Raw genomic sequence first — 14,401 nt, forward strand, 5'->3', positions numbered from 1 at the left:
CGGTGTTTTTGTGAGTGGTGGAGGGACGCGCGCGCCGCTTCACTGTGTCTGGTGTTCTGTGGTGTGGTGTCGCGCTCTACTGTTTTTGGGTGGTGGCCCGGGCCGAACCCCGGCGCGCCCCCCGTCCGTCGTCTGTGAACAGCTATGAACAGCGTTCACGAACCCTGGTCAAAAGCAGGGTTCGTGAACAGGTCTACTTGCAGGGCAGGGGGATGCCGTGATCGTCGGCCAGCCTGCGCAGGTCTTCGATCTCGGCGGTGAGGGTGTCGGCGAGGTACTCGTCGCCGTTGCTTCGGGCCTCCCGGAGACCTTTGTAAGCCTGGTCGAGGCGGCTTTCGATCGTGGTCGTGAACTCGCCCATCTCACCTACTTTCTCAGGGGGTCGTGCCGTGCGAACGCTGCCGGCCCGCATGCGGAGAGCCTGCGGATCGCACGGGCAGTGGGTGTCCAGCTGGCATACCCAGGGTGCTCTCCATCCGAAACATGAATTTCGCCATGCCTTGGGGCGCGCGCGGGTCGCACATGGCTTACCGTGCGCTTATTGCCGCTGTGGGCAGAATGAGACCGACAATCGGAGAGAGGTGTGCTGGCGTGCGGGTGCTGGTGGTTGAGGACGAGCGGGTTCTCGCCGACGCGATCGCGACCGGGCTGCGGCGCGAGGCCATGGCCGTCGATGTGGCCTATGACGGGGGCGGTGCGCTCGAGCGGACCTCCTACATCGACTACGACGTGATCGTGCTCGACCGCGACCTGCCGGTGGTGCACGGCGACGAGGTCTGCCGCCGCCTGGTGGAGCAGCGCACGGCGTCGCGCATCCTGATGCTGACCGCGTCGGGCGACGTGGACGACAAGGTGGAGGGCCTCGGCCTGGGCGCCGACGACTACCTGGCCAAGCCGTTCGTCTTCATCGAGCTGGTGGCCAGGGTGCGCGCGCTGGGCCGTCGCTCCGCGCCCGCGCTGCCGCCCGTGCTGGAGCGGGGCGGGATCCGGCTCGATCCGGGCAAGCGGCTCGTCGAGCGCGACGGCAAGGAGGTCGTGCTGACCAAGAAGGAGTTCGCCGTCCTGGAGGAGCTGATGCGGGCCGAGGGCGCGGTGGTCAGCCAGGAGGACCTGCTGGACAAGGCGTGGGACGAGAACATCGATCCGTTCACCAACGTGGTGCGGGTGACGATGATGACGCTGCGCAAGAAGCTGGGCGACCCGCAGGTGATCGAGACCGTGCCAGGAGTGGGATACAAGTTGTGACAGATCGGCCAGAACGCGAGTCGGTGCCGACGCACCCGATGATCAGCCCGCACAGCGCCGGCAGGACGGTGCGGGTCCAGCAGCCCCCGCCGCCCAGCGGGCCGCCCGCCTGGGACGGCCCGCCGCCCCCTTCGCACACGGCGCAGGAGAGCACGCCGATGGGCTGGCTCACGGACAAGCCGGGCAAGGTGAGCATTCGCTGGCGGCTCACCCTCACCTACGGCGGCCTGTTCTTCGTGGCAGGGGCGCTGCTCCTGGTCGTCATGTACTTCATTGTGAGGGCGGTGCTCTACGCCGGGTTTGCGTTCACCGTCAAGCTGCCGGACAACGTCTCGCCCGACCTGGCCGACTATCTGAACGGGCAGGTGCAGCTCCTGCGCACCAACGGGATCAACCAGGTGCTGGACATCCTCGTTAGGCAGTCGGTGCTGGCGCTGTTGGGCATGGGCATCTTCGCGCTCGTCCTCGGCTACTTCGTCGCCGACCGGGCGCTCAGGCCGATCAGCCAGATGACCGCCACCGCGCGCAAGCTCTCGGAGAGCACCCTCGCCCACCAGCGCATCGACCTGAAGGGCCCGGAGGACGAGCTGAAGGAGCTGGCCGACACCTTCGACGCCATGCTGACCCGGCTCAACGTCGCCTTCGACACCCAGCGCAGGTTCGTCGCCAACGCCTCTCACGAGCTGCGTACGCCGCTCACCATCAACAGGACCGTCCTGGAGATCGCCCTGTCCGATCCTGAGGTCTCGGAGGACCTCAAGACGCTGGGCCGCACCCTGCTGGAGGTCAACGCGCGCAACGAGAAGCTCATCGAGGGGCTGCTGTTGCTGGCGAGGAGCGAGCGCGAGCTGGCTGTGCGCAAGCCGCTGGACGTCGAGGAGGTCGCCCGGACGGCCGTGGAGCAGGTCGCGCCTTTCGCCGAGGAGCACGGCGTGGCCGTGAGCACCGAGCTGGCGAGCGCCCCCGCGGTGGGCGACCCGGTGCTGCTGGAACGCTCCGTCAGCAACCTGCTGGAGAACGCCGTCAAGTACAACATTCCCGAAAATGGAAAAGTCTGGATCCGGACGGGAATGGTGGACGGGGGGTTGGTTGTTCAGGTGGCCAACACGGGGCAGCATGTCCCGGCGTACGAGGTGAACAGCCTGTTCGAGCCGTTCAGAAGGTTGCACGCGGACCGCGTGGAATCGGCGAAGGGCTCAGGGCTGGGGCTGTCGATCGTCCGGGCTGTGGTGCAGGCCCACGGCGGAAATGTGACCGCCGTACCGCGAGACGGTGGCGGACTCGTTGTCACCATCCGGCTCCCCGGCCGCTGATCCGGCGTGTTGCTGGATGGGGGGCGTCTCGTTCGTGCCGCACATGTGGTTGGATGTGCCGTCGAACACGGTGGTGCATGGCGCCAAGGCTGTGGGTTTCGCCATATTTGGCTAACCATTGCCGACGGCGACGGGCACTGACGTGTTGGGAGGTTCGTTGTTCTTTCCCGCGGGGTACCTCATGCAAATCTCCCCGGCGGAACGGGCACAAGAAGGGCCTCTCGGACGTTACACGACGCGCGATGAGCGCCAAGGCATATAGATGAGGGGGATGGAGTAATCACCATGGCTACCGACTACGACAGCCCGCGTAAGACCGACGACGACCTGAGTGAGGACAGCCTTCAGGAACTCCAGGCACGCCGCACCGACAAGTCGTCCGGCAGCATCGACATCGACGAGACCGACCTCGCCGAGTCGCTGGAGCTGCCTGGTGCGGACCTGTCGAACGAAGAGCTCAGCCTGCGGGTGATTCCGCGCCAGGCGGACGAGTTCACGTGCTCGCGCTGCTTCCTGGTGCACCACCGCAGTCAGCTGGCCTCCGAGAAGAACGGCCAGCAGGTCTGCCGCGAGTGCGCCGCCTGAGCAGAGGCGAAGGAGCTCAGAGCAGAGCGACGCCGAGCTCTGAGCGTCTCGACCATGAGCACGGAGGCTTCGTGTGGCCGAATCCGAGCAGGACAAGCAAGCAGGCGGAGAGATCGCCGGCTCCGGTGAGGACGTCGGCGAACTCGTAGGCAGGCTCACCGAGCCCGGTGAGCTCGAACCGGCCGAGCGGCGTAGGCTGCTCGGCCGTCTAGCCCGCGCTCTCAGCAACGGCGCGGCCAAGGCCCGCAAGAGCGGCGTGGGCCGGGGCCGGTGGCTGGCCGACGTCTTTCTCAACATCGCCCCCCGCATCCCCATCAGGGATCTTCACACGCTGGCCGAGCACCACCACGGCATGACCGGCGAAGAGCTCGCCGACGATCTCGTGCGCACCGCGCAGAAGGCCACCATGACGGTCGGCGCCATCGGCGGAGCGCTCGCCGCGGCCGAGTTCGCCGCGCCTCCCCTTCTCCTGTCGGCCCCCGCCCAGCTCGTCGCCGAGACCATCGTCGTGGCCTCCATCGAGGTCAAGCTGCTCGCCGAGCTGCACGAGGTGTATGGGGTACGGGTGCACGGCACGGGTGCCCAGCGCGCGGTCGCGTTCACCGCGGCCTGGGCCAAGCAGCGCGGCATCGACCCGCTCGCCCCCACCTCGGTGTCGCTGGCGCTCGGCGCCGCCACCAAGACGGCCCTGCGCAACCGTCTCCTGCGCACCCTCGGACGCCACCTGACCACGCTCGGCCCGTTCCTGACCGGCGCGGTCGCCGGTGGCGCGCTCAACCGGATCGCCACCAAGAAGCTCGGCGAGGCCGTCCGCCAGGACCTGCGCGGCAAGCGCCCGCTGCCGCCCGGTTCCCGGCGCGACCAGCTAGACCCTTAACCCGTCGAAGGTCATCTTCAGCAGCGCGTCGGCCAGGTCGTCGGCCGAGCCGCCGCGCGCCGGCTGATACCACTCGGTGATCGAGTTGACCGTCCCGAACAGCAGCCGCGTGACGAGCGCGGGATCCAGATCCGGGCGGATGCTGCCGTCGGCGGCGGCCTCCTTGACCAGGTGACTGATGAACCTGTCGAACTCGCGCCGCCGCTCCAGCGCGCGCTCCTCGGTCGGGCTGTTGCCCCGCACGCGCAGCAGCAGCGTCACGTACGGCAGCCGCTCGACCAGGATCCGGACGCTCTCCCGTACCACCCACTCCAGGCGCGCGATCGCCGGGCCCGAGGTGGCGCGCTCGTCGGCGACCACCTCGAACAGGCCGTCCAGCGCCCGGTCCAGCGCCCGCGAGAGGAGCTGCTCCTTGCCTGGCACGTGGTAGTAGATGGCGGACTTGGTGACGCCGAGCGCCCTGGCGAGGTCCTCCATGCTGGTTCCGTCGTAGCCGCGCTCGTTGAAGACCGCCACGGCGATGGACAGCACGGACTCGGGGTCGTGTCCGCGCTTCCGCTGACGGGTCGGGGAGGTCATATGGCTAATTATCCCGCTTGTCGATGACTCGCCGGAGCTTGCCCACCGACCGCTCCAGCGTCTCCGGGTCCACCACCTGGACGTCCACCCGCACCCCGACCGTCTCCTTGACCGCCGCGCACAGCGCCTGCGCGGCCTCGTCCCGGCCCTCGCGGAGGTCGAAGCCCGGCCGGGCCTCGACCATGACCGTCATCTCGTCGAGCCGTCCCGGGCGGGTCAGATGGAGCTGGAAGTGCGGCGAGAGGCCGGGCGTGCGCAGCACGACCTCCTCGATCTGGGTGGGGAAGACGTTCACACCACGCAGGATGATCACGTCGTCGGTGCGTCCGGTGACCTTCTCCATCCTGCGGAACGCGGGCCGCGCGGTGCCCGGCAGCAGCCTGGTCAGGTCGCGGGTGCGGTAGCGGATGACCGGCATCGCCTCCTTGGTGAGGCTGGTGAGGACCAGCTCGCCCGCGTCGGCCGGGGCCCCGGTGAACGGATCGACCGTCTCGGGGTAGAAGTGGTCCTCCCAGATGTGCAGGCCGTCCTTCGACTCCACGCACTCGTTCGCGACGCCGGGGCCCATCACCTCCGACAGGCCGTAGATGTCCACGGCGTGCAGGTCGAAGCGGTCCTCGATCTCGCGGCGCATCTCCTCAGTCCACGGCTCGGCGCCGAAGATCCCGATCCTGAGCGAGCAGGCGCGGGCGTCCAGGCCCTGCGCGTCGAACTCGTCGAGCAGCGCCAGCATGTACGAGGGGGTGACCATGATGATGTCGGGACGCAGGTCGGCGATGAGCCGCACCTGGCGCGGCGTCATGCCGCCGGAGACCGGCACCACCGTGCAGCCCAGCCGCTCCGCGCCGTAGTGCGCGCCCAGGCCGCCGGTGAACAGCCCGTACCCGTACGCCACGTGCACGAGGTCGCCCGGCCTGCCGCCCGAGGCGCGGATCGAGCGGGCCATGACCTCGGCCCAGATGTCGATGTCCCGCCTGGTGTAGCCGACCACGGTGGGCTGCCCCGTCGTCCCGCTGGAGGCGTGGACGCGCGCCACCCGCTCGCGCGGCACGGCGAACATGCCGAACGGGTAGCTGTCGCGCAGGTCCTGCTTCGTGGTGAAGGGGAACCTGGCCAGGTCGGAGAGCTCCTTGCAGTCGGCGGGACGCACCCCGTGCTCGTCGAACTTCCGCCGGTACAGCGGGACGTTGTCGTAGGCGTGGCCGAGCGTCCACCGCAGCCGCTCCAGCTGGAGCGCGGCCAGCTCGTCGGGTGACACCCGCTCGATCGGGTCGAGTTCCTCCGGCGAGGGGGGATCGCCGAGCCTCATCTCATCTCCCTGCGACGCGCGGTCTCCAACACAGGTCTCCCTTGTTTACTGACCGAATGTTCGGTAAACACTTCATCGTCCGGCAGATCCCTGTCAAGAGAGGGACGATCATGTTCGAACAGCACCGCGACACCCTCGACAGAGCCCTCTCCGCGATCGCTGACCGGGGCTACTGGAGCGCCTACCCCGAGTCGCCGAGCCCGCGCGTCTACGGCGAGGGGTCGGCCGAGCGGGGCAAGGAGGCGTTCGAGTCGTACCTCGGCAAACCCTTCCCTGTCGACCAGCCTGGCACCGGGGCGTGGATCGGCGCGGAACGCTCGCCGTACGGGATCGACCTCGGCGTCACCTACCCCGAGCCGTCCGTCGAGGCGCTGGTGGACGCCGCCAAGGAGGCTCTGCCGGCCTGGCGCGACGCCGGGCCCGAGGTCCGCGCGCTGACCTGCGTCGAGATCATCAACCGGATCAACCAGCGCAGCTTCGAACTGGCCTGCGCCGTGCAGCACACCACCGGCCAGGCGTTCGTGATGGCCTTCCAGGCGGGCGGCCCGCACGCGCAGGACCGGGCGCTGGAGGCCGTCGCGTACGGCTACGCCGCCATGACCTCCTCCGCCGACCGGGCCCGCTGGGAGAAGCCAGGCAAGGGCGACCCGCTGGTCATGGAGAAGCGGTTCACGGTCGTGCCGCGCGGCATCGGGCTGGTGATCGGCTGCAACACCTTCCCCACCTGGAACGCCTACCCCGGGCTGTTCGCCTCGCTGGTGACCGGCAACCCGGTGATCGTCAAGCCGCACCCGGGGGCGATCCTGCCGCTGGCGATCACCGTTCAGATCGCCCGCGAGGTGCTGGCGGAGGCCGGGTTCGACCCCGCGCTCGTCCAGCTCGCCGTCGAGGAGGGCAGGGGCCTGGCCTCCACCCTCGCCACACACCCGGACGTGCGGATCGTCGACTTCACCGGCTCCACCGAGTACGGCGAGTGGCTGGAGAACAACGCCCGGCAGGCGCTCGTCCACACCGAGAAGGCCGGGGTCAACACGGTCGTCGTCGACTCCACCGACTCCTTGCGCGGCATGCTCGGCAACCTGGCGTTCTCGCTGTCGCTCTACAGCGGGCAGATGTGCACCTCGCCGCAGAACATCCTGGTGCCCGCCGGAGGCATCGAGACCGACGAGGGGCACAAGAGCTTCGAGGAGGTGGCCGCGGGCCTCGCGGCGGCCGTCGGCAAGCTGCTCGGCGACGACGCCAGGGCCGTGGAGCTGACCGGGGCGATCGTGAACCGGGGCGTGCTGTCGCGCCTGGAGGCCGCGCCGTCGCTGGGGCAGGTGGTGCTGGAGTCCCGGTCGATCAAACACCCGGCCTTCCCCGACGCGGTGGTGCGCACCCCGGCGATCGTCCGGGTGGAGGTGTCGGCCGACGACGTCTACGGGCACGAGCACTTCGGGCCGATCTCGTTCGTCATCCCGACGGCGTCCACGTCCGAGAGCCTCGACGTGCTGCGCCGTACGGTCTCCGCGCGCGGCGCGCTCACGGCGGCGGTCTACTCCACCTCGCCGCGGGTGCTGGAGCAGGCGGAGCGGGCGGCGCTGGAGGCGGGCGTCAACCTGTCGTGCAACCTGACCGGCGGCGTCTTCGTCAACCAGTCGGCGGCCTTCAGCGACTACCACGGCAGCGGAGCCAACCCCGCCGCCACCGCCTCCCTGACCGACCCCGGCTACGTCGCCGGGCGCTTCAACGTGGTGCAGTCCAGGCGGCACGCGTGAGCAGGAGGACGTGCGCATGAGGATCGGTGTCATCGGCGGCGGCCGGATGGGGGCCGGGATCGCGCAGGTGTTCCTGGCCGCCGGAGACCACGTCACCGTCCAGGAGCCGGAGGCGCGGGCCGCCCGCGACCGGATCGCCCAGGGGCTCGGCGTCGCCGAGGCCCGGGGAGGCGGGCGGCGCGACGAGGCGCTGGCGCGGCTGGAGCTGGGCCCCGTGCCCGCCGACGCGTCCCTGGTCATCGAGGCGGTGCCCGAAGACCCCAAGCTCAAGGCGGAGGTGCTGGGTGAGGCGGAGGCCAGGCTGCCCGGCGGCGCCGTGCTCGCCACCAACACCAGCTCGCTGTCCATCGCCGAGCTGTCGGCCGGCCTGGAACGGCCCGAGCGGCTGATCGGGATGCACTTCTTCAACCCGGTGCCGGTCCAGAAGCTGGTGGAGATCGTCGTCACCCGGGCCACCGCGCCCGAGGTGCTCGACGTGGCCAGGCGGCAGGTCGAGCGCGTCGGCAAGACCGCCGTGGTGGTCAACGACTCGCCGGGGTTCGCCACCAGCCGCCTCGGGGTGCTGCTCGGGCTTGAGGCCATCCGCATGGTCGAGGACGGGGTCGCGTCCGCCGAGGACATCGACACCGCGATGACGCTCGGCTACGGCCACCCGATGGGGCCGCTCAAGCTGGGGGACCTGGTGGGGCTGGACGTCCGGCTGGCCATCGCCGAGTACCTGCACACCAAGCTCGGCCCCCGCTTCGAGCCGCCCCGGCTGCTGCGCGACAAGGTCGCGGCGGGGGAGCTGGGACGCAAGACAGGGAAGGGCTTCTACGAGTGGTAAGCCCGACATTTCACGAAATGATCGAGGCGGACCAGCGCATCGAGCCTCGCGACGCCATGCCCGACGGCTACCGCAGGACCCTGATCCGGCAGATCGCCCAGCACGCGCACTCCGAGATCATCGGCATGCAGCCCGAGGGTGCCTGGATCACCCGGGCGCCCAGCCTGAAACGCAAGGCCATCCTGCTCGCCAAGGTGCAGGACGAGGCGGGCCACGGCCTCTACCTCTACGGCGCGGCCGAAACGCTCGGCGCCGACCGCGACGAGCTGCTCGACGCCCTGCACGACGGCCGCCAGCGGTACTCCTCGATCTTCAACTACCCCACCCCGACCTGGGCCGACGTGGGCGCGATCGGCTGGCTGGTCGACGGCGCGGCGATCGTCAACCAGGTGCCGCTGTGTCGCTGCTCCTACGGCCCGTACGCCAGGGCGATGGTGCGGATCTGCAAGGAGGAGAGCTTCCACCAGCGGCAGGGGTACGAACTGCTGTACACACTCGCCCACGGGACACCGGCGCAGCGCCGGATGGCCCAGGAGGCGGTCGACCGGTGGTACTGGCCGTCGCTGATGATGTTCGGCCCCCCGGACTCCGAGTCCACGCACTCGGCCCAGTCGATGGCCTGGAAGATCAAGCGTCACTCCAACGACGAGCTGCGCCGGCGGTTCGTGGACATGATCGTCCCTCAGGCGGAGATCCTCGGCCTCACGCTGCCCGACCCCGGCCTGCGCTGGAACCCCGGCACGGGCCACCACGAGCACGGCGAGATCGACTGGGACGAGTTCCGGCGCGTCCTCGCGGGCGACGGCCCGTGCAACGCCGAGCGGCTGGCCCATCGGCGCCGGGCCCACGAGGAGGGTGCCTGGGTCCGCGAAGCAGCCATCGCCTACGCGGCGGTCGTGGAGGGGGAAATTTCATGACTTTGTGGGAAGTATTCGTCAGGCCGAGGCGCGGCCTGTCTCACGTCCACGCCGGAAGCCTGCACGCGCCCGACGCCGAGCTGGCCCTCAGGCACGCCCGCGACCTGTTCACCCGCCGTCAGGAAGGCGTCAGCATCTGGGTCGTCCCGGCGGCCGAGATCACCGCCTCCTCCCCGGACGAGAAGGACCCGTTCTTCGCCCCGGCAGCCGACAAGCCCTACCGGCACCCCACGTTCTACGACCTCCCCGAAGGGGTGAAGCACCTGTGATCGACGCTCTGGAGATCGGCGACGACTGCCTGGTGCTGTCGCAGCGGCTCGCCGAGTGGGTCACCCGCGCGCCCACCCTGGAGGAGGACGTCGCCCTGGCCAACCTCTCGCTGGACCTCCTGGGGCAGGCCCGCGCCCTGCTGTCGAGGGCGGGCGACGAGGACGACCTCGCCTACCTGCGCGGCGCGTCCGGCTTCCGCAACTGCCTGCTGGTCGAGCAGCCGAACACCGACTTCGCGCACACGATCGTCCGGCACCTGCTCTACGCGGGGTTCCTGTTCGAGCTGTACGCCGCGCACCCGGAGGACGAGGTCGCGGCCAAAGGGGTCAAGGAGCTGGCCTACCACCGCGACTACGCCGCGCTCTGGACGTCCAGGCTCGGCAGGGGGACCGAGGAGAGCCACCGCCGCGCCACCGAGGCCCTCACGGCGCTCTGGCCGTTCACGGACGAGCTGTTCGAGGGCCACCAGGACCTGCGCGCGCCCTGGCAGTCCTGGGTGACGGAGGTGCTGGAGGGGGCGGCGCTGCCCGTCCCGGCGGTGGCTCAGCGCACGGGCGGTCGCCGCGGACAGCACACCGCGCACCTCACCTCACTCCTCACGGAGCTCCAGGGCCTGCACCGCGACCACGCGGGAGCGACCTGGTGACCCCCGCCGAGCCGCCGGACGCCGGCCAGGCGCGCGCGGAGGAGGGCGTCCGGATGACGCTCGACGAGGCCCGCGCCGTGGCAGCGGGCGTCCCGGACCCGGAGCTGCCGGTGGTCACGCTCGCGGACCTCGGCATCCTCCGGGACGTGCTGCCACGCGACGACGGCGGCGTCGAGGTGGTGATCACCCCGACCTACTCGGGCTGCCCGGCCATGGACGCGATCCGCGACGACATCCGGCGCGCCCTCCCCGGTGCGACGGTCACCACCGTCCTCTCACCGCCCTGGACGACGGAGTGGATCACCGAGGAGGGCCGGGCGAAGCTCCGCGAGCACGGCATCTCACCGCCCGGACGCGTGGTCTCCCTCGCCCCGCCCACCCGCGCCGAGCCGGCAGGGGTGTGCTGTCCGCGGTGCGGGTCCGGCCGGGTGCGGCTGGTCAGCCGGTACGGCTCGACCGCCTGCAAGGCGCTGTACACCTGCGCCGCGTGCCTCGAACCCTTCGACCACGTCAAGGAGATCTAGGGTGGGCCGCTTCCAGCCGCTGACGGTCGCGGCCGTGGACCGGATCACCGACGACGCCGTCACGGTGACGTTCGCGGAGCGCGTCCCGTTCGTCGCCGGGCAGCATCTCACCCTGCGCACCCGCCTGGACGGCGTCGAGGTGCGGCGCAGCTACTCGATCTGCTCCCCGTACGGCGGCCCGCTGCGGATCGCGGTGAAACGGCTGCCCGGCGGGGCGTTCTCCGAGCACGCCAACACCGTCCTGCGGCCGGGTGACGTGCTGGAGGCGATGCCGCCCCTCGGCAGGTTCCACACGCCCCTGCACCCGGAGAGCTCCCGCCACCATCTCGCGATCGCCGCGGGCAGCGGCATCACCCCGGTCCTGTCGCTGCTGGCCACCACGCTGGCCGTGGAGCCGCGCAGCAGGTTCTCGCTGGTGTACGGCAACAGGACCGCCCGCGAGGTGATGTTCGCCGAGGAACTGGCCGACCTCAAGGACCGCTACGGCGCGCGCCTCAACCTGCTGCACGTCCTCAGCAGGGAGCCCCAGGAGGCCCCGATCGCCTCGGGACGGATCGACGCCGGCAAGCTGCGCGCGCTGCTCCCCCTGCTGGGCCCGGCCGAGCACGCCTATCTGTGCGGCCCCGCCGGCTTGGTCGAGGAGGCCAGGAAGGCGCTGGACGGCAGCGGCCGCGTCCACTACGAGCTCTTCTACGCGGGCGAGCCCGCACCCAGGCCGGGAGCCGCGGCGAAGGGGGCGAGGCTCGGCTTCACGCTCGACGGCCGGACCGCCGAGGTCGCCGTCGACGACGGCGAGAGCCTGCTCGGCGCGGCCCTGCGGGCGCGGTCGGACGCACCCTACGCCTGCCGCGGCGGCGTCTGCGGCACCTGCCGGGTTCGGCTGGTCGAGGGCAGGGTGGAGATGGGGCAGAACTACGCGCTGGAGCCGGAGGAGCTCGAAGCGGGGTATGTCCTTGCCTGTCAGAGCCGTCCGGCATCCCCCAGGGTGACGGTCGACTTCGACGCCTGAACCGGAGACGCCCCGAGCGAGGGGACGTCCGGGCGGAGGGAGGAACGATGGCCAGACCGTTCGCCTCGTCGGCCGATCTCGGCGAGAAGGCGCAGACGCTGGAGGTGCTGGCCGACGGCGTCTACGCGCTCACGGCCGAGGGCGACCCGAACGTGGGCGCGATCGAGGGCGAGGACTTCCTGGTCTGCTTCGAGGCCCTGGCCACGCCGGTCGCGGCGGCGGAGTGGCTGGCGCGGCTTCGCCGGCACACGTCCAAGCCGATCAGGTACCTGGTGCTGTCGCACTACCACGCGGTCAGGGTGTTGGGCGCGTCCGCGTTCGACGCGGACGTGATCGTCACGCACGAGAAGACCCGCGAGCTGATCGCCGAGCGCGGCGAGCAGGACTGGGCCAGCGAGTACGCCAGGATGCCCCGGCTGTTCAAGGAGCCCGGCTCGATCCCGGGCCTGACCTGGCCGACGGCGACGTTCAGCGAGCGGTTCAGCATCGACCTGGGAGGCGAGCGCGGCGACCTCGTCCTCGCGTACTGCGGACGCGGGCACACCGAGGGCGACCTGGTGGCCTGGCTGCCGAAGCAGCGGATCCTCTTCGCCGGAGACCTGGTCGAGTCGCAGGCCGCGCTGTACACCGGTGACGCCTTCCACCGCGAGTGGTCCTCGTCCACGCTGGACCGCGTCGCGTCCTTCGGGGCGCAGACGCTGGTCGGCGGCAGGGGAGCGGTGGCGCGCGGCGGGGAGGGCGTCGCGGCGGCGATCGCCCAGACCCGCGACTTCCTGGACGTGATGCTGCGCGAGGTCGGCAAGGCGCACGAGAGCGGCGGCACCCTCAAGGAGGCGTTCGACAGCACGCACGCGGTGCTCGAACCCCGCTACGGCTCCTGGCCGATCTTCGAGCACTGCCTGCCGTTCAACGTCTCCAGGCTCTGGGACGAACTCGACGGCGTCGAGCGTCCGCGCATCTGGACGGCCGAGCGCGACCGCGAGGTCTGGGAGCAGTTGCAGTCATGACCGAGCCGCAGGTGATCGTCGTCGGCGCCGGCCCGGTGGGCCAGACCGCCGCGCTGCTGCTGGCCCGCTGGGGCGTGCCCGTGCTGGTGCTGGACCGCCGTCCCGAGCGCGACGCCGCCGGTTCGCGGTCCATCTGCCAGCAGCGGGACGTGCTCGACGTCTGGGCGTCCGTCGGCGCCGGGCGGGTGGCCGAGGAGGGCCTGACCTGGACCACCGCGCGCACCTACTACCGCGAGCGGGAGCTGTTCTCCTGGACGTTCGAGCATCAGGGCCCGCTGCCGCCGTTCGTGAACATCTCCCAGGCGCGCACCGAGCAGATCCTGGACGCGGCCATCGCCGCCCAGCCGCTGATCGAGGTCCGCTGGGGCCACGAGGTGACCGGCCTGGAGCAGGACGCGCACGGCGTCACCCTCCGGTGCGGCGGGCGGGTGCTGCGCGCCCCCTACGTGCTGCTCTGCGCGGGCGCCCGGGCCCAGGCGCTCCGGCAGGCGCTGGGTGTGGCCTTCGACGGGGAGACGTTCGGCGACCAGTTCCTCATCTGCGACATCAAGGCGGACCTGCCCGGCTGGGAGCACGAGCGCCGCTTCTACTTCGACCCCGCGTGGAACCCCGGCAGGCAGGTGCTCATCCATCCGTGCCCGGACTCCGCGTTCCGCATCGACTGGCAGGTCTCACCGCACTTCATCCCAACAGAAGACGATATTTCGCGAAAAATCAGGCAAATCATCGGCGACCGTGAGTACGAGCTGATCTGGCGGACCACGTACCGCTTCCACTCCCGCCTCGCGTCCCGCATGCGCGTCGGCCGGGTCCTGCTGGCGGGCGACTGCGCCCACCTGGTGGCCCCGTTCGGCGCCCGCGGCCTCAACTCGGGGGTCCCCGACGCTGAGAACGCCGCCTGGAAGCTGGCCTTCGTGCTCAACGGCTGGGCCCCCGAGGAGCTGCTGGAGACCTACCACGACGAGCGGCACGCCGCCGCCAGGGAGAACCTGGAGGTCACGGCGGCCACCATGCGCTTCCTGGCCCCGCGCACCGAGGAGGAGCGGGCCCGCAGGCGCAGGGCGCTCGACGCGGGGGACGCGGCCGGGATCGACTCGGGCAGGTTCGCCGAACCGTACTGGTACGTCGACTCCCCGCTCACCACGCCGGAGCCGGGACGCCCGTTCGCGGGCAGGCCGCCGAGGGGCACGAGCCCGCCTCCCGCTCCCGGCGTGATCCTTCCGGATGTGCCGCTGGCCGGGGGCAGGTTGCGCGAGCTCTGCCGGGAGGGATTCCTGCTCTTGCTGGGTGAAATGTGCGATTCGCGTTTGTTTGCGCAGGTTGTGGGCAAGGTCATTACGGCGCCGCTCGCCGTACGCGAGCTCGCGGAGGTCGACGGGACCGGCTGCCTGGCCTCTGAGCTGGGCGCGGTGCCAGGAGAGGCATGGGTGGTCAGGCCTGATGCCCATATCGCCGCGATCATTCCCCACGCGGGGCCTGAGACGGTGGCGGCCGCCGTGGGCCGCGCTGCGCGGCTCATCTGAGAGCGGATCCAAGG

At 70.7% G+C, this 14,401-nt stretch carries 16 protein-coding genes; 13 read left to right on the forward strand and 3 right to left on the reverse strand.

Features of this window, described 5'->3' with window-relative positions:
• Nucleotides 1–193: 193 nt before the first annotated feature.
• A complete protein-coding gene (locus tag ABZ297_RS33060) occupies nucleotides 194–361 on the reverse strand; it encodes a hypothetical protein (RefSeq protein ID WP_355354472.1) in 168 nt (55 codons plus the stop codon).
• A gap of 230 nt (nucleotides 362–591) precedes the next feature.
• Here ABZ297_RS33060 and ABZ297_RS33065 point away from each other — a divergent pair, with 230 nt between their 5' ends.
• The 4 genes from ABZ297_RS33065 (at nucleotide 592) to ABZ297_RS33080 (ending at nucleotide 4,020) form a co-directional block, all read left to right on the forward strand.
• Nucleotides 592–1,245, forward strand: coding sequence for a response regulator transcription factor (locus ABZ297_RS33065; protein ID WP_327090912.1), 654 nt, complete (start codon nucleotides 592–594; stop codon nucleotides 1,243–1,245).
• Entirely contained in the window at nucleotides 1,242–2,558 is a 1,317-nt protein-coding gene (locus ABZ297_RS33070; protein WP_355354475.1) for a HAMP domain-containing sensor histidine kinase, read from the forward strand. The genes ABZ297_RS33065 and ABZ297_RS33070 overlap by 4 nt, the downstream gene beginning before the upstream one ends.
• 285 nt (nucleotides 2,559–2,843) lie before the next feature.
• Nucleotides 2,844–3,143 carry a DUF4193 domain-containing protein gene (locus tag ABZ297_RS33075; RefSeq protein ID WP_350807437.1) on the forward strand — a complete coding sequence of 100 codons (300 nt, stop codon included), beginning with the start codon at nucleotides 2,844–2,846 and terminating at the stop codon, nucleotides 3,141–3,143.
• A gap of 73 nt (nucleotides 3,144–3,216) precedes the next feature.
• A complete protein-coding gene (locus tag ABZ297_RS33080; protein WP_355354478.1) occupies nucleotides 3,217–4,020 on the forward strand; it encodes a hypothetical protein in 804 nt (267 codons plus the stop codon).
• Here ABZ297_RS33080 and ABZ297_RS33085 read toward each other — a convergent pair.
• The gene (locus ABZ297_RS33085) at nucleotides 4,009–4,599 is read right to left on the reverse strand and encodes a TetR/AcrR family transcriptional regulator (RefSeq protein WP_355354481.1); all 591 of its coding nucleotides are present in this window, start codon (nucleotides 4,597–4,599) and stop codon (nucleotides 4,009–4,011) included. The genes ABZ297_RS33080 and ABZ297_RS33085 overlap by 12 nt on opposite strands.
• A gap of 4 nt (nucleotides 4,600–4,603) precedes the next feature.
• Complete coding sequence (gene paaK / locus ABZ297_RS33090) at nucleotides 4,604–5,908, reverse strand: phenylacetate--CoA ligase PaaK (RefSeq protein ID WP_355354484.1); 1,305 nt, start codon at nucleotides 5,906–5,908, stop codon at nucleotides 4,604–4,606.
• A gap of 110 nt (nucleotides 5,909–6,018) precedes the next feature.
• Between paaK and paaN the strand changes: the two genes are divergently transcribed.
• From paaN to ABZ297_RS33135, 9 genes are read left to right on the forward strand one after another with little or no spacing between them, the layout of a single operon-like run.
• The gene (paaN, locus tag ABZ297_RS33095; RefSeq protein ID WP_355354487.1) at nucleotides 6,019–7,665 is read left to right on the forward strand and encodes a phenylacetic acid degradation protein PaaN; all 1,647 of its coding nucleotides are present in this window, start codon (nucleotides 6,019–6,021) and stop codon (nucleotides 7,663–7,665) included.
• 16 nt (nucleotides 7,666–7,681) lie between these two features.
• Complete coding sequence (locus ABZ297_RS33100) at nucleotides 7,682–8,491, forward strand: 3-hydroxyacyl-CoA dehydrogenase family protein (protein ID WP_355354490.1); 810 nt, start codon at nucleotides 7,682–7,684, stop codon at nucleotides 8,489–8,491.
• Between the two features lie 17 nt (nucleotides 8,492–8,508).
• Nucleotides 8,509–9,408, forward strand: a complete 900-nt coding sequence (gene paaA, locus ABZ297_RS33105; RefSeq protein WP_355354493.1) for a 1,2-phenylacetyl-CoA epoxidase subunit PaaA — start codon at nucleotides 8,509–8,511, stop codon at nucleotides 9,406–9,408.
• Nucleotides 9,405–9,677: a 1,2-phenylacetyl-CoA epoxidase subunit PaaB gene (paaB, locus tag ABZ297_RS33110; RefSeq protein ID WP_355354496.1), complete on the forward strand. Its 273-nt coding sequence runs from the start codon at nucleotides 9,405–9,407 to the stop codon at nucleotides 9,675–9,677. Before paaA ends, paaB begins: the two co-directional genes overlap by 4 nt.
• A complete protein-coding gene (gene paaC / locus ABZ297_RS33115) occupies nucleotides 9,674–10,324 on the forward strand; it encodes a 1,2-phenylacetyl-CoA epoxidase subunit PaaC (RefSeq protein WP_355354499.1) in 651 nt (216 codons plus the stop codon). The genes paaB and paaC overlap by 4 nt, the downstream gene beginning before the upstream one ends.
• Before the next feature lie 53 nt (nucleotides 10,325–10,377).
• On the forward strand, nucleotides 10,378–10,848 hold the full coding sequence (gene paaD, locus ABZ297_RS33120; RefSeq protein WP_355354558.1) for a 1,2-phenylacetyl-CoA epoxidase subunit PaaD: 471 nt from the start codon (nucleotides 10,378–10,380) through the stop codon (nucleotides 10,846–10,848).
• Nucleotide 10,849: 1 nt separating this feature from the next.
• Entirely contained in the window at nucleotides 10,850–11,857 is a 1,008-nt protein-coding gene (locus ABZ297_RS33125; RefSeq protein WP_355354502.1) for a 2Fe-2S iron-sulfur cluster-binding protein, read from the forward strand.
• Nucleotides 11,858–11,904: 47 nt separating this feature from the next.
• On the forward strand, nucleotides 11,905–12,864 hold the full coding sequence (locus ABZ297_RS33130; RefSeq protein WP_355354505.1) for an MBL fold metallo-hydrolase: 960 nt from the start codon (nucleotides 11,905–11,907) through the stop codon (nucleotides 12,862–12,864).
• Nucleotides 12,861–14,387 carry an FAD-dependent monooxygenase gene (locus ABZ297_RS33135; protein ID WP_355354508.1) on the forward strand — a complete coding sequence of 509 codons (1,527 nt, stop codon included), beginning with the start codon at nucleotides 12,861–12,863 and terminating at the stop codon, nucleotides 14,385–14,387. The genes ABZ297_RS33130 and ABZ297_RS33135 overlap by 4 nt, the downstream gene beginning before the upstream one ends.
• The last annotated feature ends 14 nt before the right edge of the window (nucleotides 14,388–14,401 follow it).

It is taken from the genome of Nonomuraea sp. NPDC005983 (assembly GCF_040614375.1).
GTDB lineage: Bacteria > Actinomycetota > Actinomycetes > Streptosporangiales > Streptosporangiaceae > Nonomuraea.